We start from the raw sequence: 26,677 nt of genomic DNA on the forward strand, positions 1-26,677 counted from the left end.
CTAAGCTAAGGGCGCATTGTGCGCTCACAAGGGCCGGGCTTATTGCATCGGCTATCGGACGAAATCGGAGAGTAGTGTGCTGAGCGGTCGGTCCAAGTTCAAGCGAGTGCGTCAATATGTGGTCGTCGGTGCCCTCGCGGCCCTGTCCGGTTGCGCCACGGCGCCGCGGACCGCGCCCCAGGCCGTACGCACGGGCGTTCAACCCCTCGACCGGCTTCAGGTGGCGATTCTGCCCCCCGAACGCGACCTTCAGGCACAACTGATGGCGGGCGACTTCGCCCTTGCCGCCAACGATCTCAAGGCGGCGTCGGACGCTTACGGCCGCGCGGCCCAGCTGGGCGACGACCCCCGTGTGGCTGCCCGGGCGACCGAGCTGGCCCTGGCCGTGCATGACCAGGACGCCGCCGCGAAAGCGCTGGATCGCTGGGCCAGGCTCGGCGCGAAGCCGCTCGAGCTTGCCGAATCCCGCGCGCGGATGGCTCTGGATCGCGGCGATACCGCCGAGGCGCAGCGTCAGATGGAGATCATGGTCGGCACCGGCGACCCCGATGCCTGGCGTGAATTCGGCCGCACCCTGGTCACCGCCCGGGATGCCGCCCAGGCCGGGCAGCTGCTCGAGCGCATCGCCACGCCGCAGCGGCTTCCCAACGACTCCGCCGCCTGGCTGGCCATGGCCGAGCTGGGCGAAAACCTGGGTCGGCATGACTACGCGAAAACGATCGGGGAGGGCGCGCAGGCCCGTTTCCACGACGCCACCACCTACGGCTGGGCGGCGCAGCAGAAATTCCGCGCGGGCGACAAGGAAGGCGCGAAGCGGCTGTTCGCCAAGGCGGTCGCCAGGGACCCGAAAAACACGCACCTCCGCCTGGCCTACGCCACGTTGCTGGCGCAGGGCAATGACGAGAAGTCCGCCGCCCGCGTGCTCGCCGGGGGAACCCAGGACGTCGACACCTACCTGATGCGGATGACGCTCGCCGCGCGTGCCAGCGACAAGGCGGCCGAGGGCAAGCTCTATGACGAGATCCGCCGGCAACCGGATGACGTACAGGCCGATAACGCCTTCACCCTCGGACAGCTGGCCGAACTGCTGGGCAAGCAGGAAGACGCCCTGGACTGGTATGCCGCGGTCGGGGACGACGATCCGCGCATCTTCGATGCGTCCGTCCGCAGCGCCGTCATCCTGCATTTGCAGGGCAAGGACGACGACGCGCACGAGATCGTGGCTGAGCTGCAGACCCAGTACGCCGATCGCCCCGATCAGCTGCGCAAGGCGTTCGCCCTCGACGGCGAGCTCTACATGGATGCGCGTCGGTTCGACGCGGCGGTCAACGCCTATGACAAGGCCTTGCAGGTCAAGGCCGATGACACCGACATGCTGTATTCGCGCGGGCTCGCCAACGCCGAGGCCGGCAAGGTCGATCAGGCCGTGGCCGACTTTCGCAAGGTCCTCGAGCTGAAGCCCGGCGACATCGAGGCGAGCAATGCGCTGGGCTACACCCTCGCCGACAACGACCGCGATCTGCCGGAAGCCCAGAATCTGATCCAGGCCGCCCGTGCCGCGCGACCCGACGATCCGTCCGTGGCCGACTCGTGGGGCTGGCTGAAATACCGGCAAGGGCAGCTGGACCAGGCCGAGACCACCCTGCGTGGCGCCTGGACACAGCACAAAGACGGCGACATCGGCGTGCACCTCGCCGAAGTCCTGTGGACACGGGGCGAGCACGATGAGGCACGTAAGGTGCTCAACGAAGTGCGCCGCCTCGACCCGAAAAACGCGGCGCTGCGGAAGACCGAACAAAAGCTGCGTCCGTAGGCCGCGTCCGCCCCGATCGCGCGCATGGCGCGCTCCTGCAGAAGATCCCGTATTCATGCGCCAGACCGCCAGAACGCTCCTTGCCGCACTGCCCCTTTTGCTCCTTACCGCCTGCGCGACCACTCGCGCTCCCGTGCGCAACGTGGGCGACGCCGCCACGCTGGGCATGCAGGAGCAGCGCGAACGCAGTCTCGCCGATACCGACCACTGGACCCTGCAGGGCAAGTTGTCGGTTTCCGACGGCAAGGACAGCAACTCCGGCAGCCTCACATGGCGTCAGGACGGTGAGCGCTACGAGTTCACGGTGCGTGGGCCGATCACCGGCCGCACGTTCCGCCTGACCGGTGGCCCCGATGGTGCCGATCTCGAAGGCCTCGACGGCGGTACCCGTCATGGCGCCGACGCCGAGTCGCTCATGGCGAGCACGGTAGGCTGGCAGATCCCTCTGGGCGAACTGAAGCGCTGGGCCCTGGGGCTGCGCGCCGATACGGGGCCAGCCGAGATGACGTTTGGCGCCGACCGCTTGCCGTCACGTCTCATCCAGGACGGCTGGACCGTCGACTACAAGACGTGGGACGCCACGCGTCAGCCGGCCATGCCCGCCCGCGTCTTCGCCGAGAAGGCGCCATACAAGGTGCGCCTGGCGATCGAGGACTGGTCCTTCGCGAAATAGGTGGCCGCTATACTCGGCGCCCCGTGCACATCCGGCTCCCGCGATGAACTTTGAGATCACCCGCGCCGTCGCGGATCACGCCGAGCGGCTGTGCGACATCGAGCGTGCCGCCGTGGCGTTGTTCCGTGGACATCCGGCGTGGCCGTCGTATTCGTCCATGGCCTTGCCGCGCGAGATCGTCCACGAACTGATCTCCCGGGGGCGTGTCTGGGTCGCCACGGTGGATGACGAGGTCGTCGGTTTCGTCTGCCTCGAGACCGATGGGCGCCCGGACGCGATCGGCATCGCTGAAATCGACGTGCTTCCCGCTTTCGGTGGCCGGGGCATCGGTGCGGCGCTGCTGGAGCATGCCTGTCGGTGGGCGCGCGAGGCCGGCTTCCGTCGCGTCGATCTGGGCACGCTGGCCGACGTGCCGTGGAATGCGCCTTTCTACGCGAAGCATGGCTTCGTGGTGGTCGACAAGCACGCGCCCGGCTTCGCCCGGGCACTCGAACGCGATCGCGAGAACGGTTTCCCCGATCACCTGCGCGTGTTCATGAGTCGCGACCTGGCCCCGCTGGCGCCGGGCGACTGGACGGTCTGGCCGGCCCCGGCCAAGCTCAATCTTTTTCTGCGGATCGTCGGCCGTCTCGACAACGGTTACCACGCCTTGCAGACGGTGTTCCGCCTGCTGGACTGGGGCGACGAGGTTCGCCTGCGCGTGCGCCACGATGGAAGGATCGCGCGTCCGACCCCGGTGGCGGGTGTCCCCGAGGACGCCGATCTGACGGTTCGCGCGGCGCGCCTCCTGGCCGCCGAGACCGGCACCGTCCTGGGCGCCGACATCGAGGTGTTCAAGCGGATACCCATGGGCGGCGGTCTCGGCGGGGGCAGTTCCGATGCCGCGACCGTCCTGGTGGGCCTGAACGCCTTGTGGAAAACGGGCCTGGATGAAGACGCCCTGGCGGCCCTGGCGGTCCGCCTCGGTGCCGACGTGCCGGTCTTCGTCAGGGGCCGCTCCGCCTGGGCCGAGGGCGTGGGCGAGCAGCTGACGCCTATCCGTCTGCCCCGCCGCTGGTACGTCGTCGTCGATCCCCGCGAGCATGTGCCCACCGCGGCACTTTTTGCCGCGCCCGAATTGACACGTCATGCCCCTCAGGCGACAATTTCGGCCTTTGTTTCCGGGGATTCCGCGGAGAACGCCTTCGAGCCTGTGGTTCGCGCGCGTCACCCGCGGGTGGCGGCGGCACTGGACTGGCTGGGCGGCTTCGGTCGCGCGCGGCTTTCCGGCAGCGGCGGTTGCATTTTTCTCGAAACAAGAACCCACGAGGCGGCGCTCGGCATCGCCTCACGCTGTCCCGCGGGCTTCGTCGCCCACGTGGCGGTGGGCGTCGATCCTTCCCCGCTCCTGGTGACGCGGGACCGGATCGACGCTGCTCAAGGACACATGTCGTAAGGACGGGAAGGGCCGCGGGCTGCGGCAAAGCCAAGGTGGGCCGGATGGCTCGCCGGAACGAATTGTTGGGGCGTCGCCAAGCTGGTTAAGGCACGGGATTTTGATTCCCGCATGCGCAGGTTCGAATCCTGCCGCCCCAGCCACCTCGCGGTGGCACATAGCCGATACCCACCCATCTCACGCCAGGAGTTCCTCCGTGGACACGTCCACCCCGATGTTGTTTACCGGCAATGCGCACCGTGCGCTCGCCGACGATGTCGCCGCGCGGCTCGGCATCCCGCTCGGCAAGGCCCTCATCGGCCGGTTCAGCGATGGCGAGGCGCAGATCGAGATCGAAGAAAACGTCCGTAAGCAGGAGGTTTTCGTCATTCAGCCGACGGGTGCCCCCAGCGCGGAGAATCTGTTCGACCTGCTGGTCATGATCGACGCGCTCAAGCGCGCATCGGCCGGCAGCGTCACCGCGGTCATGCCGTATTTCGGCTATGCCCGCCAGGATCGTCGCCCGCGCTCGTCGCGCGTGCCGATCACGGCCAAGCTGGCCGCCAAGATGATCGCGACCGCCGGCGCCGACCGCGTGCTGACGATCGACCTCCATGCCGACCAGATCCAGGGCTTCTTCGATATTCCGGTCGACAACGTGTACGCCTCGCCGGTACTGCTGGCGGACATCTGGCGCCATCACAGCATGGACGACCTGATCGTGGTCAGCCCCGACGTCGGTGGCGTGGTGCGCGCGCGTGCGCTCGCCAAGCGCCTGGACGACGCCGATCTCGCGATCATCGACAAGCGCCGGCCCAAGGCGAACGTGGCCACGGTCATGAACATCATCGGCGACGTCGAAGGCAAGACCTGCATTCTGGTCGACGACATCGTCGATACCGCCGGCACCCTGTGCGCCGCCGCGGCCGCGCTGAAGGAAAAGGGCGCCCGCAAGGTCGTCGCCTACTGCGTCCATCCGGTGCTGTCGGGCGCCGCGATCACCAACATCGAAGGCTCCTCGCTCGACCAGCTGGTGGTCACCAATACGCTGCCGTTGCGCGACAACGCCCGTAACTGTGCGAAAATCCGTCAGTTGTCGGTCGCGGAACTGCTTGCGGAGACCATCCGCCGGATCGCCTTCGGTGAATCGGTCAGTTCGCTCTATATCGACTAAGTATCTGATTTTTCGGGCTTCCCTGGTCGCGGGGAAGCCCTTTACCACCGCCGTGAGGCGGTTTACTTGAGGCAACACCATGGCTACCAATCATCAGCTCACCGCCACGAGCCGCAAGATCGAAGGGAAGGGTGCGAGCCGCCGCCTTCGTACCGCGGGTTACGTGCCGGCTATCGTCTACGGCGCCAACGAGGCTCCGCAGGCTATCCAGGTTCTCCACAACGACGTGCTGCTCGGCTCGCGCTTCGAGTCGTTCTACTCCTCGGTCATCGACCTCACGGTCGACGGCAAGAAGCAGAAGGTCCTGATCAAGGACTGGCAGAAGCACCCGTTCCGTCAGCTCATGCTGCACATGGACTTCCTGCGCGTTAACGAGAACGAGGCCGTCAAGGTCGCCGTGCCCATCCACTTCCTCAACCAGGAAAAGTCGCCGGCTGGCAAGACCTCGGGTCTGGTCATCTCGCACAACCTGACGGAAGTCGTGGTTTCGTGCCTGCCGAAGCACCTGCCGGAGTTCATCGAACTCGACCTGGCCACGCTCGACGCCGGCTCGATCATCCACCTGTCCGACCTCAAGCTGCCGGCCAACGTGGAAATCCCGGAACTGGCCCTGGGCAAGGAACACGACGTCGCCGTCGTGACCGTCGCCTCGATCCAGGAAGAAGTCGATCCGGAAGCGCCGGCCGCTGAAGGCGACGCTTCGACCGAAGACAAGAAGTAATCGGCGGCGGTCCGCGCGCTCCGGCGCCGCGGGCCGCACCCGCTTCGGTCTATGGCGACACTTCGTCTTATCGTCGGCCTCGGTAACCCCGGGGCCGAATACGTCAGGACCCGGCACAATGCCGGGTTCTGGTGTGTCGACGCCCTGGCCATGGACCAGGGGGAGCGTTGGACCTTCGACGGCAAGCTGCATGGCGAGACCTGCAAGCTGCGTATCGGTGGCGAGACCGTCTGGCTGCTCAAGCCTGCGACATTCATGAACAAGAGTGGCATCGCCGTCGCGTCGGCGCTGCGCTACTACAAGATCGCGCCGGAAGAGTGCCTCGTCGCCCACGACGAACTGGACCTCCCGCCTGGCACCGTCCGCATGAAGTTCGATGGTGGCCACGGCGGCCAGAACGGCTTGCGTGACATCGTGGCCCACCTCGGGCACGGCAAGTTTCACCGCCTGCGGGTCGGCATCGGCCACCCCGGGCACAAGGACAAGGTCACCCCGTGGGTGCTCGGTCGTCCCAACGCGGCCGACGAGGACGCCATCATGCACGGCATCGGGCGCGCGTTCGACGTGCTGCCGCTGGCGCTGGATGGCAAGTTCGAAGAGGCGATGAAGCGCCTGCACACGGTCGCCTGACCGCACCAATTACCTTTACCGGACCAAGATCGCCATGGGCATCAAATGCGGCATCGTCGGCCTGCCTAACGTCGGCAAGTCCACCCTTTTCAATGCGCTGACCAAGGCGGGCATCGCCGCCGCCAACTTCCCGTTCTGCACGATCGAGCCGAACACCGGCATCGTCCCCGTGCCCGACCTGCGCCTGACCGCGCTGGCTGGCATCGTGAAGCCGCAGCGCGTCATTCCCACCACCATGGAATTCGTCGACATCGCCGGTCTCGTGGCGGGCGCATCGAAGGGCGAGGGTCTGGGCAACAAGTTCCTCGCGCACATCCGCGAGACCGACGCCATCGCGCACGTCGTACGCTGCTTTGAAGACGGCAACGTCATTCATGTGGCGAACAAGGTGGACCCGATCGCCGATATCGAGACCATCGATACCGAGCTGGCGCTGGCCGATCTCGAGGCCGTGCTGAAGGCGCTCGACCGCGCCACCCGTTCGGCCAAGGCCAACGACAAGGACGCGATCGCGAAGAAACCGGTGCTGGAGAAGCTCCGCGTCGCGCTCGATCAGGGCAAGTCGGCCCGTGCGGCTGGTCTCGATGCCGAGGAAAAAGCCCTCGTCCGCGACATGTTCCTGATCACGATGAAGCCGCTGATGTACATCGCCAACGTGGCGGAAGACGGCTTCGAGAACAATCCGCACCTCGACGCCGTGCGTGCGCGTGCCGTGGAAGAGGGTGCCGAGGTCGTGCCCATCTGCGCCGCCATCGAAGAAGAGCTCTCTCAGCTCGAAGACGCCGATCGCGACGAGTTCCTTAAGGATCTCGGCCTCGAAGAGCCGGGCCTCAACCGCGTCATCCGCGCAGGCTACACGCTGCTCGGCCTGCAGACGTATTTCACCGCCGGCGAAAAGGAAGTCCGTGCCTGGCAGGTCCGCGCCGGTTCCACCGCGCCGCAGGCGGCCGGCGTCATCCATACTGATTTCGAGCGTGGTTTCATTCGCGCCGAAACGGTGGGCTACGACGACTTCATCAAGTTCAACGGCGAGCAGGGTGCGAAGGAAGCCGGGCGTCTTCGTCTCGAGGGTAAGGAATACCTGGTGAAGGAAGGCGACATTCTGCACTTCCGCTTCAACGTCTGATTCCGGCTGTTCATCGGTGATAACGAGAGGCCTCGCTCACGCGAGGCCTTTTTTTCGCGCCGCGCAATTCAATCGCTTGCAATTCAATATTCACAACCCTACATTCAGGGCATGAGCAGGAAATCCCTTCCGGAAGGCGTCGAAGCCCCGCGTACCCTCGACGGGCAGCTGTGCTTTTCGCTGTATTCCGCAAACCTCGCGATGGGGAAGCTCTACCGCCAGCTGCTGGCAAAGCTGGACCTTACCTACCCGCAATACCTCGTCATGCTCGTGCTGTGGGAGCGCGACGGCATCACCGTGTCGGAACTGGGCGACCGGCTGTTTCTCGACTCGGCCACGCTTACCCCGCTGCTGAAGCGCTTGCAGGCAGCGGGCCACGTGGTGCGCACGCGCGGTACGCGCGATGAGCGGCAGGTCCTCGTCACGCTCACCGACGAAGGCAGGGCGTTGCGCGAGAAAACCGGGCATGTTCCCGTCGACGTGTTCTGCGCGACCGGTTGCGAGATCGATGAGCTCGTCGGTCTGAAGGCGCAGCTGGAAACGCTGCGCGCGAGCCTGATCGATACCGCGAAGAGCGGCTAACGGACCTCAGCCGGTGATCTGCCGCTGCATGTGATCCAGGTACTGATCCAGCTCGGCCACGCTGGCGAATACTTCCGCCACCGGCACCGCTTTCACGATCTCGAAAACCTTCTTCACCTGCGGCTGCGGGTTCAGCAGCAACGTGCGGCCGGCACGATCCTGCATCTGTTTGCGTAGCTGCGCGAGGCTGCGCAGGCCGGCGCTGCTGATGTAATCGAGCGCGGACAGATCGATGATCAGCGTGCCCCCGTTGTCCACGAGCGGGGTGATATCGCGCAGTGCGTCGTCGAATTCGCCGAAGGTCGCCGCATCGAGGCGGCCTTCCAGCCACACGGTGCTGCGGTCGGTGGTCGGGGATTCACTGCGAACGATCAGGGTCATGGGGCAGGCTCGTCGGACAGGGATGGATCGAAGCGGATGACGACACGGTTGCCATGTTCGTCGCGTGCATAGTGGAAATCGCTGGCGATGCTGCGTGCAAGATGCAAGCCGAGTCCGCCGATGTCGCGCAGGGCGATATCGCCAGGGAGGTCCGGCGGTTCCGGTTCCAGCGGATCGAAGGGCATGGCATCGTCGCGCAGCTCGAGTCGGACCATGTCGTTGCCGATGTCCAGCTGAATCTCGATGCTGCCGTCGCGCCCGTCGGGATAGCCATGACGGACCGTATTCACCAGCAGCTCTTCGAGCACGAGGCGGACGTCCGTGCGACAGGCGGGATCGACGTCGCCGCGTTCGAGCGCGCTCCCGGCGCGGTCGAGGGCAAGAAACACGTCCTCGAGACGATTAGGAATGCGCAACCGCATCGAGGCGGACTCCTTTCGCCCCGGCGTCGTGCCAGGTCAGCGCGAGCAGTGCGATGTCGTCGTAAGCGGGGGCGCCCTCGACATAAGCATCGACGTCGTTCAGAACGCCGGTGACGAGCGCCTCCGGTGTCGCGCCTTCGCCGATGCGCGAGACGCTGTCGAGCAAGGCATCCGCGCCATAAAGGCGCTGATTGCCTGCGTGCGCTTCGCTGACGCCATCGGTGTACATGATTACGGTGTCGCCCCCCAGCAGTGTCATCACCCGCACAGGGTAGCGCGCTTCGCGATCGAGGCCGAGGGCGGGGCCGGTTTCGACGTCGACGAGGATGGCGCTTCCGCCGGCGTGCAGTACGGGCTGTTCGTGCCCGGCGCTGGCCATGCTGAGCATCCCGGTTTCGGTCTCCACGACACCGCATAGCAGGGTGACGAACATGCAGGTGTCGTTGCCCTTGCACAGCTCACGGTTGAGCGCGGCGAGGATGTCGCTCGGCGACCGTGCGTGCGTGGCGATGGTGCGCGCGAGAGTGATCGTCCGCGCCATGAACAGGGCGGCCGGCACGCCCTTGTCGGAGACGTCGCCGACCATGACGCAGACGTGCTTCGCGCCGAGCGCGAAATACGTGTACAGATCGCCGCCCACCGCACTGGCCGGGCGCAGCGCGGCAAACAGCTCGATACGACCGTCCGCGGCGAGCCAGCGCGGTTCCGGGATGAGGGCAAGCTGGATCTGGCGGGCGATCTCCAGCTCGCTGGCGATACGCTCCTGCTCACGGGCGGTGCGCTTCGCGGTATCGATATGGCCCGCGAGCTGATGCCGCATATGGTCGAAGGCCCGGGTGAGGCGACCTACCTCGTCGTTCCGCCGGACGTCGGGCAGGGCGAAATCCAGGTCGCCTCGCGCCACGTTTTCCGCGCGCTCGGCGAGGACGCCCAGTGGAGCCATCAGGCGGCGTGTGACGATGAGTGCGATGAGAGAGACGCCGGCGAGCGCCAGCAATCCCAGCAGGATGTCCACCATGTAGGTGCGCCGGAGGTCGGCCAGCACGGCGCGCTCAGGCATGCTCAGTCCGAAGATCCAGCCGGTCCCACGAATCGGTACGTAGTAGACCCAGACGGGCTCGCTCACGCGCGCGCCCATCTCGGGCGTCAGCCGTATCGGGTTCTTTCCCGTCGCCATGGCCTCCCTCAGAGGGCGGCTGGCCCGGCTGCCGATGTACGACGTCCAGTCATGCGCGAGGAAGATGCCGTCGCTGTCGGCCACGAACGCGGAAGCGTGTTCAGGCTTGCCAAGCTGGCTGAGGAGTCGCTGGAGCCAGTCGAGGCTGATGGTCGCGTCGGCGACGCCGATGACCGGGATGCGGCTCGTGCCCGGTATCGCGACCGAATAGCCCACCAGGGTCTCGGGACGACCGGCCATCCGGAATGGCGCTTGCCAACAGCCGCTGTCGCAGTTCAGGCCTTGGACGAACCAGTCGGAACTCCAGTACGGCTCCGGATCCGTTCTACGGCTGCTGGCGATGAGCGAGCCACCGGGACCGCGACGTACTACCGGGGCGTCCTGATCGCGTACCGCCGAGCTGTCCCGCGGTACGAAGGCGGCGCTGATGTCGACGATCTCCGGGTTCGCGGCGAGCGTGTCGCGAATGAGGGCGGGGGCCTGGTCCCGACGGTCGTGAAGGAGGGCGGCGAGGGTGCGTCCGATGGTGGCGACCCCGTCGATGCGTCCCTGGATGCGGACGGCGGCGGACTGGACGACGGCGGCCGCTTCGCGCTGGGTCTGGGCCAGCGTCTGCTCACGGGTGTGGGATAGCAGCAGTCCGCCGGTCACGATCATGATGATCGCCGACCCCAAAAGCATAGCCAGGGCGAGTCGCGAGGCGACGCTGCGAAGAACCATGGGGCGCTCCCGGGGACGATGGCTTCGAATCTATGCCGCGCGGGGCGGTCCGACAAGCCGCCCAGCGGCCATAATGTGACTTTCCCCAGCAAGGTAGCGGCATGTCCGGCACCCAGCGAGAAGTCGAATTCCGTTTCCTGGCCCAACCGACCGATGTGAACTTCGGCGGCAAAGTCCACGGCGGCATGGTCATGAAGTGGCTCGATCAGGCAGGGTACGCCTGTGCGGTGGGCTGGAGTGGCGCCTATTGCGTGACCGTTTCGGTCAGTGGCATCCAGTTCCTTGCACCGATTCTCATCGGCGACCTCGTGACCGTCCGCGCCCGTCTGATCCATACCGGCACGTCGAGCATGCACCTCGCGGTGGACGTCCTCGCACGGGACCTCCGTAGCGGCGAACAGCGTCTGGCCACCAGTTGCGTGATGGTCTTCGTGGCCATGGACAAGGCGGACGGCGGTAAGCCGACCCCGGTTCCGCCCTGGAAGCCGGTTGAAGAGAGGGATCTGCGCCTGCAGGAGTACGCCCTCAAGCTGATGGAAATGTCGCGTGCGATGGAGCCACTGGTGCTCGCCACGCGGGAGGCCTGACAAAACGCTTCCCAAGGGCGACCCGCCTCGTTACACTGCGCGGCTCGCTCACCGACAACCCGTATCGGTGGGCTGTCCGGGCGTCGGTAAGCGGTCAAGGCATGTGTATTTTACGTGCGGAAGTTATTGACAGTTTCCGGGGCGCTCGCGACAATAGGCGTTCTATGTTGGAGGAATACCCAAGCGGCCAACGGGGGCAGACTGTAAATCTGCTGGCTTACGCCTTCGGTGGTTCGAATCCACCTTCCTCCACCAAACGAGTTCCGCGCAGTGCGGGAGTAGTTCAATGGTAGAACTTCAGCCTTCCAAGCTGATTGTGCGGGTTCGATTCCCGTCTCCCGCTCCATTGATCTTACGCGCGCTGCGTTTCGTGCTCATGTAGCTCAGTCGGTAGAGCACTTCCTTGGTAAGGAAGAGGTCGCTGGTTCGATTCCAGTCATGAGCACCATCTTCGTCGCCCGCGGCGGTTCCTTTTTTACTATCTCATTGGCTCCAGCGGAGTTTAGCGCTCATGGCAAAGGGTAAGTTCGAACGTAAGAAGCCGCACGTCAACGTCGGCACCATCGGTCACGTCGATCACGGCAAGACCACGCTCACGGCTGCCCTGACCAAGATCGGCGCCGAGCGTTTCGGTGGCGAGTTCAAGGACTACGGTTCGATCGATGCGGCGCCGGAAGAGAAGGCACGCGGCATCACGATCTCGACCGCGCACGTGGAATACGAGTCGCCGAACCGTCACTACGGTCACGTCGACTGCCCGGGCCACGCTGACTATGTGAAGAACATGATCACGGGTGCGGCGCAGATGGACGGCGCGATCCTGGTGTGCTCGGCCGCTGACGGCCCGATGCCGCAGACCCGCGAGCACATCCTGCTCTCGCGTCAGGTCGGCGTGCCGTACATCGTCGTGTTCCTGAACAAGGCCGACATGGTCGACGACGCCGAGCTGCTCGAGCTGGTCGAGATGGAAGTTCGCGAACTGCTGTCGAAGTACGAGTTCCCGGGCGACGACACCCCGATCGTTCACGGTTCGGCCCGCCTCGCGCTGGACGGCGACCAGTCGGAAATCGGCGTGCCGTCGATCATCAAGCTGGTCGATGCGCTGGACAGCTGGATTCCGGAGCCGGAGCGCGTGATCGACAAGCCGTTCCTGCTGCCGGTCGAAGACGTGTTCTCGATCTCGGGTCGCGGCACGGTGCTGACCGGTCGCGTCGAGCGCGGCATCGTGAAGGTGGGTGACCCGGCCGAAGTGGTCGGTCTGAAGGACACCCAGCAGACGACGGTCACGGGCGTGGAAATGTTCCGCAAGCTGCTGGACCAGGGTCAGGCCGGTGACAACGTCGGCGTGCTGGTTCGCGGCCTGAAGCGTGAAGACGTCGAGCGCGGCCAGGTGCTGGCTGCTCCGAAGTCGGTCACGCCGCACACCGAGTTCGAGGGTGAGGTGTACATCCTGTCGAAGGACGAGGGTGGCCGTCACACGCCGTTTTTCAGCAACTATCGTCCGCAGTTCTACTTCCGTACCACGGACGTGACCGGTTCGATCAAGCTGCCGGAAGGCGTCGAGATGGTGATGCCGGGCGACAACGTGAAGATCTCGGTGACCCTGGGCTTCCCGATCGCCATGGACGAAGGCCTGCGCTTCGCGATCCGCGAAGGCGGTCGTACCGTCGGCGCCGGCGTCGTCGCCAAGATCAACAAGTAAGATAAGTGATGCCGGCCCCTCGGGGTCGGCACCCGGTCGCGGGGCGGGTCGGTCTTTGACTGCCCGCCCCGCGGTTCAACGGTTTCATTTGTACGCCAGTAGCTCAATTGGCAGAGCAGCGGTCTCCAAAACCGCAGGTTGGGGGTTCGAGTCCCTCCTGGCGTGCCACTTTTCGAGGAACGACGGCGGTTGACGCCGGGCGCAAGCAGGCGGTTTCGCTCGCTACGTCCGTCAGGCACCAGGCCAAGCGCGCATGAACACCAAGGCAGAACAAGCCAAGAGTATGGGCCCGGCCGATTTCGGCAAGCTGGCGCTCGCGCTGGTGGTGCTCGTCGCCGGCATCGTCGGTTTCTACTATTTCAGCGATAACCCGAGCGTGCCGTCCTTCGCGCGCGTCGTCGGCGTTATCGCCGCGGTCGTCGCCGCCATGGCGATCGGTGCCTTTACGGTGCCCGGCCGCAAGCTGCGTGGTTTCATCTCCGAATCGCAGTTCGAGTTGCGCAAGGTCGTCTGGCCGTCGCGCGACGAAACGTTGAAGACCACCGGCATCATCATCGTGGTCGTCATCATTCTCTCGCTGCTGATGGGGCTGATCGACTGGTTGCTTAAAACCATCGTGCTCGATTGGCTGCTTAAGCTCGGACATTGAGGTAAGGCATGAGCAAGCGCTGGTACGTGGTTCACGCCTATTCGGGTTTCGAACAGCAGGTTCGCAAGGCCCTGACCGAGCGCGTCGTGCGCGAAGGTATGGAAGAGAAGTTCGGTGAGATCCTGGTCCCGACCGAGGAAGTCATCGAGATGCGCGGCGGCCAGAAGCGTCGCAGCGAGCGCAAGTTCTTCCCGGGTTATGTTCTGGTCCAGATCGAAACCGATACGAGCGGCAAGGTGCCGCGCATCGACGACGAATGCTGGCATCTGGTCAAGGAAACCCCGAAGGTCATGGGTTTCATCGGCGGCACCGCCGATCGTCCGCACCCGATCCGCGATACCGAGGCTGACGCTATCCTCAGCCGCGTGCGCGAGGGTGTCGAAAAGCCCCGTCCGAAGGTTCTCTTCGAGCCGGGCGAGATGGTTCGCGTCACCGAAGGTCCGTTCAACGACTTCAATGGCGTCGTCGAAGAAGTCAACTACGAAAAGAGCCGCCTGCGCGTCGCGGTGCTCATTTTCGGTCGTTCTACCCCGGTCGAGCTCGAGTTCGGCCAGGTGGAGAAGGCCTAAGGGCCTCCTGGCGGGATCGCTCCCGCCCATTCGGCATCGGGTTGCTTAGCCCGGGTCGGACGCCTATAATGCCCGGTCCACGCTGGAGCCTTGCGCTTCGGCGTGTCCGCGTTTCAGGGGTTCGCAGGTGCGGATCCCCTCACCACCACGGAAGGTCAACAGCGAGGAGCCGCAAGGCGTCAGCACTCGCGAGGAAAGTTAAATGGCAAAGAAAGTCATTGGTTACATCAAGTTGCAGGTCAAGGCCGGTCAGGCTAACCCGTCGCCGCCGGTCGGTCCGGCCCTCGGTCAGCGCGGCCTGAACATCATGGAGTTCTGCAAGGCGTTCAATGCCGCCACGCAGAAGCTCGAGCCGGGTCTTCCGATCCCGGTCGTGATCACGGCCTACTCGGACCGTACCTTCACCTTCATCACGAAGACCCCGCCGGCCTCGATCCTTCTCAAGAAGATCACGGGCGTGGCCAAGGGCTCGCAGAAGCCGAACACCGACAAGGTCGGTAAGGTCACCCGCGCCCAGCTCGAGGAAATCGCGAAGCAGAAGGAGCCGGATCTCACGGCTGCTGATCTCGAAGCCGCCGTGCGTACGATCGCCGGCAGCGCGCGTTCCATGGGTCTGGTGGTGGAGGGTTAAGTCATGGCAAAGCTCACTAAGCGTATGAAGGCCGCATCGGCCGCTGTCCAGCCCGGCAAGACCTATGGTCTCGACGAAGCGCTGAAGATCGTCAAGGACAACGCCAAGGCCAAGTTCGGCGAGTCGGTCGACGTCTCGGTCCGTCTCGGCATCGACGCGAAGAAGTCCGACCAGGGCGTTCGCGGTTCCTCGCTGCTGCCGCACGGCACCGGCAAGACCGTTCGCGTGGCCGTGTTCGTGCCGCCGGGTGAGAAGGCTGACGCCGCTCTCGCCGCCGGCGCCGACGCTGTCGGTATGGACGACCTCGCCGAGAAGATGGCCGCTGGCGATCTGAACTACGGCCGCGTCATTGCTACGCCGGACGCGATGCGCGTTGTCGGTAAGCTCGGTCAGGTCCTCGGTCCCCGTGGCCTGATGCCGAACCCGAAGGACGGCTCGGTCACCGCCGACGTCGCCACGGCCGTCAAGAACGCCAAGGCCGGCCAGGTCAAGTTCCGTAACGACAAGGGTGGCATCATCCACGCCACCATCGGCAAGGCGAGCTTCGAAGCCGCCCAGCTGGCCGACAACCTGAATGCCCTGATCGCCGACCTGCTGAAGGCCAAGCCTTCCGCAGCCAAGGGTCAGTACATCCAGAAGGTCGCGCTGTCGAGCACCATGGGCGTGGGCGTGCCGGTCGATACCTCGACCGTGAACACCTCGGCCAAGTAATCCGTTTTACGGCCCCCGCCGGTTCGCCGGCGGGGGAACGTTTTTGAGGGCAGCCGGGGACGCAAGTCCACGGTAGCCGTCAAAGACCGTAGGCGCGTTCAGCGCGCGACGGCGACGAGCAGGGAGCTCGTGTTGGCATGGAAACGCCGTCGTCGTTAGCGGGTTCGCTTAATCGGATACCTCGCGGTGTCCGGCCTGCGTAGATGGTGTAGCCCCTTCCGTATTCGTTTCGAATGGGGAAAGGCCACCACCCGGGACACGTCGTGTCCCCGACGTCAGGACGATGTCGCCCAGGACCGCAAACGGCAGGAGTCGTGAGCGGAGTTCAATTGGAGGAGTGCAATGGCTCTCAATCTGTCCCAGAAGCAAGAAGTAGTCGCAGAGCTGGCAGAAATCGCCGCTAAGGCTCACTCCTTGGTCGCTGTCGAGTACGCAGGCACCACGGTCTCTCAGATGACCGCGATGCGTAAGAAGGCACGCGAGTCGGGCGTTTTCTTGAAAGTTGTCAAGAACACGCTTGCCGCCCGCGCTGTCGCCGGAACCGAGTTCGAGGTCGTCCAGGACGCTCTCGTCGGTCCGCTGCTTTATGCGTTCTCGCTCGAAGAACCCGGCGCTGCCGGGCGCGTGATCAAGGAATTCGCAAAGTCTAACGACAAGCTCATCCCGAAGGTCGTTTCGGTGGAAGGCAAGCTGCTTCCCCCGGCGCACGTCGACGTTCTCGCGTCGCTGCCGACCCGCCAGGAAGCGCTTGCCATGCTGGCCCGCGTCCTGTCCGAACCGGCTGCGATGTTCGCACGCGCCGTCAAGGCAGTGGCCGATCAGCAGGGTGGTGGCGAAGTCGCCGCCGACGCCCCGACCGAAGCCGAACCCGCCTAAGTTCGCCGACTTTTCTCATCGAAACCATTTAAAGGTAAGAAACAATGTCCACCCTGACCACCGAACAGATCGTCGAAGCCATCAAGGCCAAGTCCCTGATGGAAATCATGGAACTGGTTAAGTCGATCGAAGACACCTTTGGCGTCTCGGCTGCCGCTCCGGTTGCCGCCGCTGGCCCGGCCGCTGCCGGCCCGGCCGCTGAAGAGCAGACCGAGTTCGACGTGATCCTCAAGTCCGCTGGCGACAAGAAGGTCGACGTCATCAAGGCTGTCCGCGCCATCACCGGCCTCGGCCTGAAGGAAGCGAAGGACCTGACCGAAGCCGGTGGCGTCGTGAAGGAAGCCGCTTCGAAGGACGACGCTGCCAAGTTCAAGAAGGATCTGGAAGCTGCCGGCGCCACGGTCGAACTCAAGTAATCGGCGCCTTGCGCGCCAGTAGTTCGACATAGCGTCAAGTGAGCCTGGGGGCGTAAGCCCCCGGGCTTTGGCCGTTCAGCGGCCTGTTCGAAGCGTCACGCGTCATGTTCCACGCTGTCCCTGTCGGAAATGGGACATCGGGAGTCGAGGGCAGCGATGCCCTGCGGTACGAATCTCGATCTCCGATTTTCGATCCATCCGATTTTTGATTGACCCATTACTGAGTCGAGGCGGTACCTACCATGACCTACTCGTTTACCGAGAAGAAGCGCATCCGTAAGGACTTCGGCAAGCGCCCGCCCGTGCTGGGCGTGCCCAACCTGCTGACCATCCAGACTGACTCGTACAAGGAATTCCTGCAGGAGCAGCTGAGCTCCAAGCAGCGCGAAGAGAAGGGCCTCCACGCCGCCCTGAAGTCGGTGTTCCCGATTTCCAGCTATTCCGGCAATGCCGCGCTCGAGTACGTCGACTACAGGCTCGGCGAACCCGCGTTTGATGAACGTGAATGCCGCAACCGTGGCATGACGTTCGGTGCGCCGCTGCGCACGACGGTCCGCCTGGTGATCTACGACAAGGACAGCCCGGCTTCCAAGAAGGCCGTGAAGTACGTCAAGGAGCAGGAGGTCTACATGGGCGAGATCCCGCTCATGACCGACACCGGCACCTTCATCATCAACGGCACCGAGCGCGTCATCGTCTCGCAGCTGCATCGTTCGCCGGGCGTGTTCTTCGATCACGACCGCGGCAAGACGCACAGCTCGGGCAAGCTGCTGTTCTCGGCTCGCGTCATTCCTTACCGTGGCTCGTGGCTCGACTTCGAGTTCGACCCGAAGGACGCGCTGTTCACCCGTATCGATCGTCGCCGCAAGCTGCCGGTGACGGTGCTCCTGCGCGCGCTCGGTTACGGCAACGAAGAGATGCTCGACATCTTCTTCGAGCACAACGTGTTCCACCTGGGCAAGAAGGGCGGCGTCACGCTCGATCTCGTCGCCGAGCGCCTGCGCGGTGAGACCCTCTCGTTCGACCTGCTGGTCGACGGCAAGGTGCTGGTCGAGGCCGGCAAGCGCATCACCGCGCGCCACGTCCGTCAGCTGGCCAGCGAGAAGATCACCACCCTCGAAGTGCCGGACGACTACCCGGTCGGCCGTATCGTCGCGATCGACATGATCGACAAGGACACGGGCGAGATCATCGCCGCGGCCAACGACGAGCTCACCCTCGAGCACCTCGAGAAGTTCCGCAAGGGCGGTATCGAAACCGTGCCGACGCTGTACGTCAACGATCTCGATCGTGGTGCGTACATCTCGAACACGCTGCGCATCGACAACACGCGCACGCAGCTCGAGGCCCTGGTCGAAATCTACCGGATGATGCGTCCGGGCGAGCCGCCGACCAAGGATGCCGCGCAGAACCTGTTCTTCAATCTGTTCTTCACCTTCGACCGTTACGACCTTTCGGGCGTCGGCCGCATGAAGTTCAATCGCCGTGTCGGCCGCAAGGACGTCATCGGTCCGGGCGTGCTCTACGATCACAAGTACTTCTCCGAGCGCAAGGAAGAAGAGTCGCAGCGTCTGGTCGCCGAGCAGGGCGAGACCTCCGACATCCTCGACGTCCTGCGCGTCCTGATCGACATTCGCAACGGCACCGGCACGGTCGACGATATCGACCATCTCGGTAACCGTCGCGTGCGTTCGGTCGGCGAAATGGCGGAAAACACCTTCCGCATCGGTCTCGTCCGTGTCGAGCGCGCGGTTCGCGAGCGTCTGTCGCTGGCTGAATCCGAAGGCCTGACTCCGCAGGAACTGATCAACGCCAAGCCGGTCGCGGCGGCGGTGAAGGAGTTCTTCGGTTCGTCGCAGCTCTCGCAGTTCATGGATCAGAACAACCCGCTGTCCGAAGTGACCCACAAGCGCCGCGTGTCGGCGCTCGGACCAGGCGGCCTGACCCGTGAGCGCGCCGGCTTCGAAGTCCGCGACGTTCACCCGACCCATTACGGCCGTGTCTGCACCATCGAAACGCCGGAAGGTCCGAACATCGGCCTGATCAACTCGCTGGCCGTGTATGCCCGCACCAACGCTTATGGCTTCCTCGAGACGCCGTACCGCAAGGTCGAGAACGGCAAGGTCACCGACAAGGTCGATTACCTCTCCGCGATCGAAGAGGGCGACCACGTCATCGCGCAGGCGAACTCGCCGCTGTCGAAGGAAGGCAAGTTCCTCGAAGACTTCGTCTCCTGCCGCTTCCGCGGTGAGTCGGAGCTGCGTCCGTCGGCCGAGATCAACTACATGGACGTTTCGCCCATGCAGACGGTGTCGGTCGCGGCGGCACTCGTGCCGTTCCTCGAGCACGATGACGCGAACCGCGCTCTGATGGGCGCGAACATGCAGCGTCAGGCCGTTCCGACCCTGCGCAGCCAGAAGCCGCTCGTCGGCACGGGTATCGAGCGCGCCGTGGCGCGTGACTCGGGCGTTACCGTGTCCGCCAAGCGCGGCGGTGTCATCGACCAGGTCGATGCCGCCCGTATCGTCGTGCGCGTCAACGAAGCGGAAGTGGACGAGAACGACGCCGGCGTCGATATCTATACGCTGACCAAGTACACCCGCTCCAACCAGAACACCAACCTCAATCAGCGTCCGCTGGTGAACGTCGGTGACATCGTGGCGGTGGGCGACACCCTGGCGGACGGTTCCTCGACCGACCTCGGTGAGCTCGCGCTCGGCCAGAACATGCTCGTCGCGTTCATGCCGTGGAACGGCTACAACTTCGAAGACTCGATCCTCATCTCCGAGCGCGTGGTCCAGGAAGATCGTTACACCTCGATCCACATCGAGGAAATGACCTGCATCGCCCGTGACACCAAGCTGGGTGCCGAGGAAATCACCGCCGACATCCCGAACGTGGGTGAGCAGGCGCTGGCTCGTCTGGACGAATCCGGCATCGTGTACATCGGTGCGGAAGTGAAAGCGGGCGACATCCTCGTCGGCAAGGTCACGCCCAAGGGCGAGAGCCAGCTGACGCCGGAAGAGAAGCTCCTCCGCGCCATCTTCGGCGAGAAGGCCTCGGACGTTAAGGACAGCTCGCTGCGCGTGCCCCCGGGCATGGACGGCAATGTCATCGACGTGCAGGTCTTTACCCGCGACGGTATCGAGAAGGACAAGCGCGCCAAGCAGATCGAAGAGACCGAACTGAAGCGGATCCGCAAGGATCTGGACGATCAGTTCCGCATCCTCGAAGGCGCCATCTACGCACGTATGCGTGCGCAGCTCGTCGGCAAGTCCGCGATGAGCGGTCCGGGCGGTCTCAAGCGCGGCACCGTCATCGACGACGCCTACCTCGATACGCTGAAGAAAGACGACTGGTTCAAGATCAACGTCAAGGAAGAGGAAGTCTCGGAGTTCCTCGAGCGCGCGGCCGACCAGGTCAAGCGTCACCGCGAGGCCTTCGACAAGCGCTTCAAGGAGAAGCAGGGCAAGATCACCCAGGGCGACGACCTCGCTCCGGGCGTGCTCAAGATGGTCAAGGTGTACCTCGCCGTTAAGCGCCGCATCCAGCCGGGCGACAAGATGGCAGGCCGCCACGGCAACAAGGGTGTCGTGTCGATGATCGTTCCGGTCGAAGACATGCCGTTCTCCGCCGACGGCCGTCCGGTCGACATCTGCCTGAACCCGCTGGGCGTGCCTTCGCGTATGAACATCGGTCAGATTCTCGAGGTCCATCTGGGCTGGGCCGCCAAGGGCCTGGGCCACAAGATCTCGGCCATGATCGAAGCCAACGAGAAGCCGGCGAAGCTGCGCGAGTTCCTCGACGAGGTCTACAACCACGGCAATGCCGGTGCGGAAGGTGCGGTGCGCCACGTCGACCTCAAGTCGATGACGGACGCCGAGATCATCCAGCTCGCCGACAACCTGCGCGACGGCGTCCCGATGGCCACCCCGGTCTTCGACGGCGCGGAAGAAACCGAGATCAAGCACATGCTGAAGCTCGCCGGCCTGCCGGAATCCGGTCAGACGGTGCTCTTCGACGGTCGTACCGGCGAGGCATTCGATCGCCCGGTCACCGTGGGCTACATGCACATGCTGAAGCTGAACCACCTCGTCGACGACAAGATGCACGCGCGTTCGACGGGCCCGTACTCGCTCGTTACCCAGCAGCCGCTGGGCGGCAAGGCGCAGTTCGGTGGCCAGCGCTTCGGCGAAATGGAAGTCTGGGCGCTCGAGGCCTACGGCGCCGCGTACACCCTGCAGGAAATGCTGACCGTGAAGTCGGATGACGTGCAGGGCCGCAACCAGATGTACAAGAACATTGTCGACGGCAACCACGAGATGTCCGCGGGTATGCCGGAATCCTTCAACGTGCTCGTGAAGGAAATCCGTTCGCTCGCTATCGATATCGAGCTGGAAGAGATCAAGTGATCGTCGCGGCTACCGGAGATTACGCATGAAAGACCTGCTCAATCTGTTCAACCAGCAGCGACAGACGCTGGACTTCGACGCGATCAAGATCGCTCTGGCTTCGCCGGAGCTGATCCGTTCGTGGTCGTACGGCGAAGTGAAGAAGCCGGAAACCATCAACTACCGCACGTTCAAGCCTGAGCGTGACGGTCTGTTCTGCGCCGCCATCTTCGGTCCGATCAAGGACTACGAGTGCCTGTGCGGCAAGTACAAGCGCATGAAGCACCGCGGCGTGGTCTGCGAAAAGTGCGGTACCGAGGTCACCCTGGCCAAGGTCCGTCGCGAGCGCATGGGCCACATCGAGCTGGCCAGCCCGACCGCGCACATCTGGTTCCTGAAGTCGCTGCCGTCGCGCATCGGCCTCATGCTGGACATGACGCTGCGTGACATCGAGCGCATCCTGTACTTCGAAGCCTTCGTGGTTATCGATCCAGGCCTGACCGCGCTCGAGCGCGGCCAGCTGCTCAGCGAAGACCAGTACCTGGAAGCGACCGAAGAGCACGGCGACGAGTTCGATGCCCGCATGGGTGCCGAGGCCGTCTACGAGCTGCTCAAGAGTCTCGACCTGCCGGGCGAAGTCATTCGCCTCAAGGAAGAGATCTCTTCGACCAATTCCGAGACCAAGCTCAAGCGCCTCACCAAGCGCGTGAAGCTGATCGAGGCGTTCCTCGAGTCGGGCAACAAGCCGGAATGGATGGTCATGACCGTCCTGCCGGTGCTGCCGCCCGATCTGCGTCCGCTCGTCCCGCTGGACGGCGGTCGTTTCGCCACCTCCGATCTGAACGACCTCTACCGTCGTGTGATCAACCGCAACAACCGCCTCAAGCGTCTGCTCGAACTCGCCGCGCCGGACATCATCGTCCGCAACGAGAAGCGCATGCTGCAGGAGTCGGTCGATGCGCTGCTCGATAACGGCCGTCGCGGTCGTGCCATTACCGGCACGAACAAGCGGGCGCTGAAGTCGCTCGCCGACATGATCAAGGGCAAGCAGGGTCGCTTCCGTCAGAACCTGCTCGGCAAGCGCGTCGACTACTCGGGCCGTTCGGTCATCGTGGTCGGCCCGACGCTGCGTCTGCATCAGTGCGGTCTGCCGAAGAAGATGGCGCTCGAGCTGTTCAAGCCCTTCATCTTCGCCAAGCTGCAGGCTCGTGGCGAAGCCACGACGATCAAGGCCGCGAAGAAGCTCGTCGAGCGCGAAGAGGCACAGGTCTGGGACATCCTGGAAGACGTGATCCGCGAACATCCGGTCATGCTCAACCGCGCCCCGACCCTGCATCGTCTGGGCATCCAGGCGTTCGAGCCGGTCCTCATCGAAGGCAAGGCGATCCAGCTGCATCCGCTCGTCTGCACGGCGTTCAACGCCGACTTCGACGGTGACCAGATGGCCGTCCACGTGCCGCTGTCGATCGAGGCACAGCTCGAAGCGCGCGCCCTGATGATGTCGTCGAACAACATCCTGTCGCCCGCCAACGGCGAGCCGATCATCGTGCCGTCGCAGGACGTCGTGCTCGGTCTGTACTACATGACCCGCGAGCTGATCAACGCGAAGGGCGCCGGCATGGTGTTCGCGAACGTCGGCGAAGTGCGTCGTGCGTACGACAACCGCGCCGTCGAGCTGCACGCCAAGGTCAAGGTCCGCGTTCACATCACCGAGCAGGACGCGGAGGGTGCGACGTCGTCGCGTACCGCCATCGTCGACACGACGGTGGGCCGTGCGCTGCTTATGGAGATCATCCCGGACGGCCTCCCGTTCGCGCTGGTCAACACCGAGCTGACCAAGAAGAACATCTCGCGCCTGATCAACCAGAGCTACCGTCTGCTCGGTCTGAAGGAATCGGTCGTGTTCGCCGACAAGCTGATGTACACCGGCTTCCGTTTCGCGACGCGCGCCGGTATCTCCATCGGCATCGACGACATGAAGATCCCGGCTGAGAAGAAGGGCATCCTCGAGGAAGCCGAGAAGGAAGTCGTCGAGATCCAGGAGCAGTACCAGTCGGGTCTCGTGACCGCCGGCGAGCGTTACAACAAGGTCGTCGACATCTGGTCCCGCACCAACGAACTCGTCGCCAAGGCGATGATCGACGGTATCGGTACCGAGAAGGTCCAGGACCCGGAAGGCAAGACGGTCAATCAGAAGTCGATGAACTCGCTGTACATCATGGCGGACTCCGGTGCGCGTGGTAGTGCGGCGCAGATTCGTCAGCTGGCGGGTATGCGTGGCCTGATGGCCCGTCCGGATGGCTCGATCATCGAGACGCCCATCAAGGCGAACTTCCGCGAAGGCCTGAACGTCCTGCAGTACTTCAACTCGACCCACGGTGCTCGTAAGGGCCTCGCGGATACCGCGCTGAAGACCGCCAACTCCGGTTACCTGACCCGTCGTCTCGTCGACGTGGCGCAGGACGTCGTCATCACCGAGCACGATTGCGGCACGGAAGACGGCGTCATGATGTCCCCGATCGTCGAAGGCGGTGACGTGGTCGAGCCGTTGCGCGAGCGCGTGCTGGGTCGCGTGGTGGTCGAGGACGTCTACGCCCCCGGCGACGACGACCAGGCCATCGTGACCCGCGACACGCTGCTCGACGAGTACCTGGTCGACAAGCTCGACAAGGCCTCGGTGCAGCTGATCAAGGTCCGTTCGCCGATCACCTGCCGTGCGAGCCACGGTGTCTGCGCACTCTGCTACGGCCGCGATCTGGCCCGTGGTCACCTGGTCAACATGGGTGAGGCCGTGGGTGTGGTCGCCGCTCAGTCGATCGGTGAGCCGGGTACCCAGCTGACGATGCGTACGTTCCACATCGGTGGTGCGGCGTCTCGTGCGGCAGCGGTCGATAACGTCACGGTTCGTACCACCGGCGCGCTGAAGTTCAACAACCTGAAGTCGGTCGAGCACAATCAGGGTCACCTGGTCGCCGTCTCGCGTTCGGGCGAAGTGAGCGTCATCGATGCCAACGGCCGCGAGCGTGAGCGCTACAAGGTGCCTTACGGTGCGACGATTTCGGTGAAGGACGGCGACCCGGTCAAGTCCGGTCAGACCGTCGCCAACTGGGATCCGCACACCCACCCGATCGTTACGGAAGTGGCGGGCGTGGTGCGCTTCATCGACTTCATCGACGGCATCACCGTGCAGTCGCAGACCGATGAACTCACCGGCCTCGAGTCGGCGGTGGTCACCGATCCGAAGCGTCGCGGTACGCAGGCCAAGGATCTGCGCCCGATCGTTCGCCTGGAAGACAGCAAGGGCCGCGAGCTCAAGCTGCCGGGTACGGACATCGCGGCTCAGTACTTCCTGCCGGCCGGCGCGATCGTGTCGATCCAGAACGGTACCGAAGTGGGCGTGGGCGACGTTGTCGCTCGTATCCCGCAGGAGACCTCGAAGACCCGCGACATCACCGGTGGTCTGCCGCGCGTTGCCGATCTGTTCGAAGCCCGTAAGCCGAAGGAACCGGCGATCCTCGCGGAGCGCTCGGGTATCGTCAGCTTCGGCAAGGACACCAAGGGCAAGCAGCGCCTGATCATCAAGGACGTGGACGGCAACGAGCACGAAGAGCTGATTCCGAAGTGGCGTCAGGTCATCGTCTTCGAAGGCGAGCACGTGGAGAAGGGCGAAACCGTCGTCGACGGCGAGCCGAATCCGCACGACATCCTGCGCCTGCTGGGTGTGGAGCCGCTGGCTTCGTACCTGGTCAAGGAAATTCAGGACGTCTATCGCCTGCAGGGCGTGAAAATCAACGACAAGCACATCGAAGCGATCATTCGCCAGATGCTGCGTAAGGTCGAGATCACCGAGGCGGGTGACAGCACCTACCTGCGCGGTGAGCAGGTGGAGCGCGTCCGGATCAATGAAGAGAATGACCGCGCGGAGGCTCGTGGTGAGCGTCGCGCCGGCTTCGAATCGGTCCTGCTGGGCATCACCAAGGCATCGCTGGCCACCGAGTCGTTCATCTCGGCGGCATCGTTCCAGGAGACCACCCGCGTCCTCACCGAGGCAGCGGTTCGCGGTACCCGGGATACGTTGCGGGGCCTGAAGGAAAATGTTATTGTTGGGCGGCTAATCCCTGCAGGTACGGGTCTGGCATACCACGCTTCGCGTCGTAGCCAGGGCGGTCTGACGGCTTCGGAGCTCGAAACCCTCTCGGGTTCGGCATCGACCGTCACGTTCGCTGAATCCGCTGCCGGGTCCAACGATAGCGCTGAGTAAGGCCCGTATCGCGGGTTTTGCTTGTACATACGAAATGAGGCGCAGGGACGCGCCTCGTGTTCGGATTCAAGGACGATGGGCGCCAGTTCGCTTCGCGGGCGGCGCACGTCAACAACGTTCTTATGGCGGGCCGATCTTTCGGTCTGCCTTTATGTTTCTCAGGAATAGCTTCGCATGACGACAGTCAACCAGTTGGTGCGCAAATCCCGCAGCCCGAAGGCGTACAAGAGCGCCTCGCCGGCCCTGCAGAGCAGCCCGCAGCGCCGCGGCGTCTGCACGCGCGTGTATACGACCACCCCGAAGAAGCCGAACTCGGCGCTGCGTAAGGTTGCCAAGGTGCGCCTGACCAACGGTTTCGAAGTCATCAGCTACATCGGTGGCGAAGGTCACAACCTCCAGGAGCACTCGGTGGTCCTGATCCGTGGCGGTCGCGTCAAGGATCTCCCCGGTGTGCGTTATCACACGGTTCGCGGCAGTCTCGACTGCGCCGGCGTGACCAAGCGTCGCAAGTCGCGCTCGAAGTACGGCGCCAAGCGCCCGAAGAGCTGAGTAAAGGACAAGAATTATGTCGCGTAAAGGTTCCCATCCCGCCCGTGTGGTCCTCCCGGACCCGAAGCACGGAAGCCAGCTGATCGCCCGCTTCATCAATATGGTGATGAAGTCCGGCAAGAAGTCCGTCGCCGAATCCATCGTGTACGGCGCCCTGCAGCACATCGGTGAAAAGCACGCCGAGCCGGTGCAGCTTGTCGAGAAGGCCCTGGGCAACATCGCCCCGGCCGTCGAAGTCAAGTCGCGTCGTGTCGGTGGTGCTACGTACCAGGTGCCGGTCGAAGTCCGTCCGGGCCGTCGTATGGCGCTTGCCATGCGCTGGGTGATCGACGCGGCGCGCAAGCGCGGCGAGACGTCCATGCCGCGCAAGCTGGCCGCTGAACTGCTCGAAGCCTCGGAATCCCGTGGCGGCGCCGTCAAAAAGCGCGAAGAAACGCACCGCATGGCGGAGGCCAACAAGGCCTTCTCGCATTACCGCTGGTAATTACAGCTCCAGATTGAG

23 protein-coding genes and 5 tRNA genes are annotated in these 26,677 nt (G+C 64.3%); 25 read left to right on the top strand and 3 right to left on the bottom strand.

All coding sequences use genetic code 11. The annotated features are described in order from the left end of the window. Positions 1-76 precede the first annotated feature (76 nt). From FA85_RS14720 to FA85_RS14760, 9 genes are all read left to right on the top strand, one after another. Complete coding sequence (locus tag FA85_RS14720; protein WP_081907569.1) at positions 77-1,813, top strand: tetratricopeptide repeat protein; 1,737 nt, start codon at positions 77-79, stop codon at positions 1,811-1,813. 55 nt (positions 1,814-1,868) lie between these two features. Next, on the top strand, positions 1,869-2,486 hold the full coding sequence (gene lolB / locus FA85_RS14725; RefSeq protein ID WP_036115548.1) for a lipoprotein insertase outer membrane protein LolB: 618 nt from the start codon (positions 1,869-1,871) through the stop codon (positions 2,484-2,486). A gap of 43 nt (positions 2,487-2,529) precedes the next feature. Continuing rightward, entirely contained in the window at positions 2,530-3,921 is a 1,392-nt protein-coding gene (gene ispE, locus FA85_RS14730) for a 4-(cytidine 5'-diphospho)-2-C-methyl-D-erythritol kinase (RefSeq protein ID WP_036115545.1), read from the top strand. Between the two features lie 66 nt (positions 3,922-3,987). Then, positions 3,988-4,064: transfer RNA gene (locus FA85_RS14735), tRNA-Gln, on the top strand. A 71-nt stretch (positions 4,065-4,135) separates the two neighbouring features. Continuing rightward, positions 4,136-5,074: a ribose-phosphate diphosphokinase gene (locus tag FA85_RS14740; RefSeq protein ID WP_036118253.1), complete on the top strand. Its 939-nt coding sequence runs from the start codon at positions 4,136-4,138 to the stop codon at positions 5,072-5,074. A gap of 79 nt (positions 5,075-5,153) precedes the next feature. Next, the gene (locus FA85_RS14745) at positions 5,154-5,795 is read left to right on the top strand and encodes a 50S ribosomal protein L25/general stress protein Ctc (protein WP_036115544.1); all 642 of its coding nucleotides are present in this window, start codon (positions 5,154-5,156) and stop codon (positions 5,793-5,795) included. Positions 5,796-5,846: 51 nt separating this feature from the next. Further along, the gene (gene pth / locus FA85_RS14750) at positions 5,847-6,425 is read left to right on the top strand and encodes an aminoacyl-tRNA hydrolase (RefSeq protein WP_036115540.1); all 579 of its coding nucleotides are present in this window, start codon (positions 5,847-5,849) and stop codon (positions 6,423-6,425) included. Positions 6,426-6,459: 34 nt separating this feature from the next. Next, a complete protein-coding gene (gene ychF / locus FA85_RS14755; protein ID WP_036115538.1) occupies positions 6,460-7,551 on the top strand; it encodes a redox-regulated ATPase YchF in 1,092 nt (363 codons plus the stop codon). Between the two features lie 111 nt (positions 7,552-7,662). Continuing rightward, the gene (locus tag FA85_RS14760; protein WP_036115536.1) at positions 7,663-8,133 is read left to right on the top strand and encodes a MarR family winged helix-turn-helix transcriptional regulator; all 471 of its coding nucleotides are present in this window, start codon (positions 7,663-7,665) and stop codon (positions 8,131-8,133) included. Positions 8,134-8,139: 6 nt separating this feature from the next. Here the strand turns inward: FA85_RS14760 and FA85_RS14765 are convergent, their stop codons facing one another. From FA85_RS14765 to FA85_RS21040, 3 genes are read right to left on the bottom strand one after another with little or no spacing between them, the layout of a single operon-like run. Next, a complete protein-coding gene (locus FA85_RS14765) occupies positions 8,140-8,514 on the bottom strand; it encodes an STAS domain-containing protein (protein ID WP_036115534.1) in 375 nt (124 codons plus the stop codon). Next, positions 8,511-8,936, bottom strand: coding sequence for an ATP-binding protein (locus FA85_RS14770; RefSeq protein WP_051943922.1), 426 nt, complete (start codon positions 8,934-8,936; stop codon positions 8,511-8,513). Before FA85_RS14770 ends, FA85_RS14765 begins: the two co-directional genes overlap by 4 nt. Further along, positions 8,917-10,833 (bottom strand): SpoIIE family protein phosphatase, encoded by a 1,917-nt coding sequence (locus FA85_RS21040; protein WP_051943921.1) that lies wholly within the window; start codon positions 10,831-10,833, stop codon positions 8,917-8,919. The genes FA85_RS14770 and FA85_RS21040 overlap by 20 nt, the downstream gene beginning before the upstream one ends. 101 nt (positions 10,834-10,934) lie before the next feature. On the opposite strand from FA85_RS21040, the gene FA85_RS14780 reads away from it, so the two are divergent. The 16 genes from FA85_RS14780 (at position 10,935) to rpsG (ending at position 26,659) form a co-directional block, all read left to right on the top strand. Next, positions 10,935-11,420: an acyl-CoA thioesterase gene (locus FA85_RS14780; protein WP_036115531.1), complete on the top strand. Its 486-nt coding sequence runs from the start codon at positions 10,935-10,937 to the stop codon at positions 11,418-11,420. Between the two features lie 169 nt (positions 11,421-11,589). After that, positions 11,590-11,675 (top strand) — tRNA-Tyr (locus tag FA85_RS14785). A gap of 17 nt (positions 11,676-11,692) precedes the next feature. Next, positions 11,693-11,766 (top strand) — tRNA-Gly (locus tag FA85_RS14790). Between the two features lie 26 nt (positions 11,767-11,792). Beyond that, positions 11,793-11,868: transfer RNA gene (locus FA85_RS14795), tRNA-Thr, on the top strand. Positions 11,869-11,931: 63 nt separating this feature from the next. After that, a complete protein-coding gene (tuf, locus tag FA85_RS14800; RefSeq protein WP_036115500.1) occupies positions 11,932-13,122 on the top strand; it encodes an elongation factor Tu in 1,191 nt (396 codons plus the stop codon). A gap of 92 nt (positions 13,123-13,214) precedes the next feature. Then, positions 13,215-13,290, top strand: a tRNA-Trp gene (locus FA85_RS14805). Positions 13,291-13,375: 85 nt separating this feature from the next. Continuing rightward, positions 13,376-13,771, top strand: coding sequence for a preprotein translocase subunit SecE (gene secE / locus FA85_RS14810; protein WP_051943919.1), 396 nt, complete (start codon positions 13,376-13,378; stop codon positions 13,769-13,771). Positions 13,772-13,779: 8 nt separating this feature from the next. Continuing rightward, a complete protein-coding gene (gene nusG / locus FA85_RS14815; RefSeq protein WP_036115527.1) occupies positions 13,780-14,340 on the top strand; it encodes a transcription termination/antitermination protein NusG in 561 nt (186 codons plus the stop codon). A gap of 202 nt (positions 14,341-14,542) precedes the next feature. Next, positions 14,543-14,971, top strand: coding sequence for a 50S ribosomal protein L11 (gene rplK / locus FA85_RS14820; RefSeq protein WP_036115523.1), 429 nt, complete (start codon positions 14,543-14,545; stop codon positions 14,969-14,971). 3 nt (positions 14,972-14,974) lie between these two features. Further along, positions 14,975-15,682, top strand: a complete 708-nt coding sequence (gene rplA, locus FA85_RS14825) for a 50S ribosomal protein L1 (protein ID WP_036115519.1) — start codon at positions 14,975-14,977, stop codon at positions 15,680-15,682. A 342-nt stretch (positions 15,683-16,024) separates the two neighbouring features. Next, positions 16,025-16,558 carry a 50S ribosomal protein L10 gene (gene rplJ, locus FA85_RS14830; protein ID WP_036115517.1) on the top strand — a complete coding sequence of 178 codons (534 nt, stop codon included), beginning with the start codon at positions 16,025-16,027 and terminating at the stop codon, positions 16,556-16,558. Between the two features lie 44 nt (positions 16,559-16,602). Next, entirely contained in the window at positions 16,603-16,974 is a 372-nt protein-coding gene (gene rplL, locus FA85_RS14835; protein ID WP_036115514.1) for a 50S ribosomal protein L7/L12, read from the top strand. A 242-nt stretch (positions 16,975-17,216) separates the two neighbouring features. Then, a complete protein-coding gene (rpoB, locus tag FA85_RS14840; RefSeq protein ID WP_036115511.1) occupies positions 17,217-21,386 on the top strand; it encodes a DNA-directed RNA polymerase subunit beta in 4,170 nt (1,389 codons plus the stop codon). A 25-nt stretch (positions 21,387-21,411) separates the two neighbouring features. Continuing rightward, a complete protein-coding gene (gene rpoC / locus FA85_RS14845; RefSeq protein ID WP_036115508.1) occupies positions 21,412-25,626 on the top strand; it encodes a DNA-directed RNA polymerase subunit beta' in 4,215 nt (1,404 codons plus the stop codon). A gap of 174 nt (positions 25,627-25,800) precedes the next feature. After that, the gene (gene rpsL / locus FA85_RS14850; RefSeq protein WP_036115505.1) at positions 25,801-26,175 is read left to right on the top strand and encodes a 30S ribosomal protein S12; all 375 of its coding nucleotides are present in this window, start codon (positions 25,801-25,803) and stop codon (positions 26,173-26,175) included. Between the two features lie 16 nt (positions 26,176-26,191). Continuing rightward, complete coding sequence (gene rpsG, locus FA85_RS14855; protein WP_036115503.1) at positions 26,192-26,659, top strand: 30S ribosomal protein S7; 468 nt, start codon at positions 26,192-26,194, stop codon at positions 26,657-26,659. Positions 26,660-26,677 lie beyond the last annotated feature (18 nt).

The sequence above is a fragment of the Luteibacter mycovicinus genome, from assembly GCF_000745235.1.
In the GTDB taxonomy this organism is placed as follows: Bacteria; Pseudomonadota; Gammaproteobacteria; order Xanthomonadales; family Rhodanobacteraceae; genus Luteibacter; species Luteibacter mycovicinus.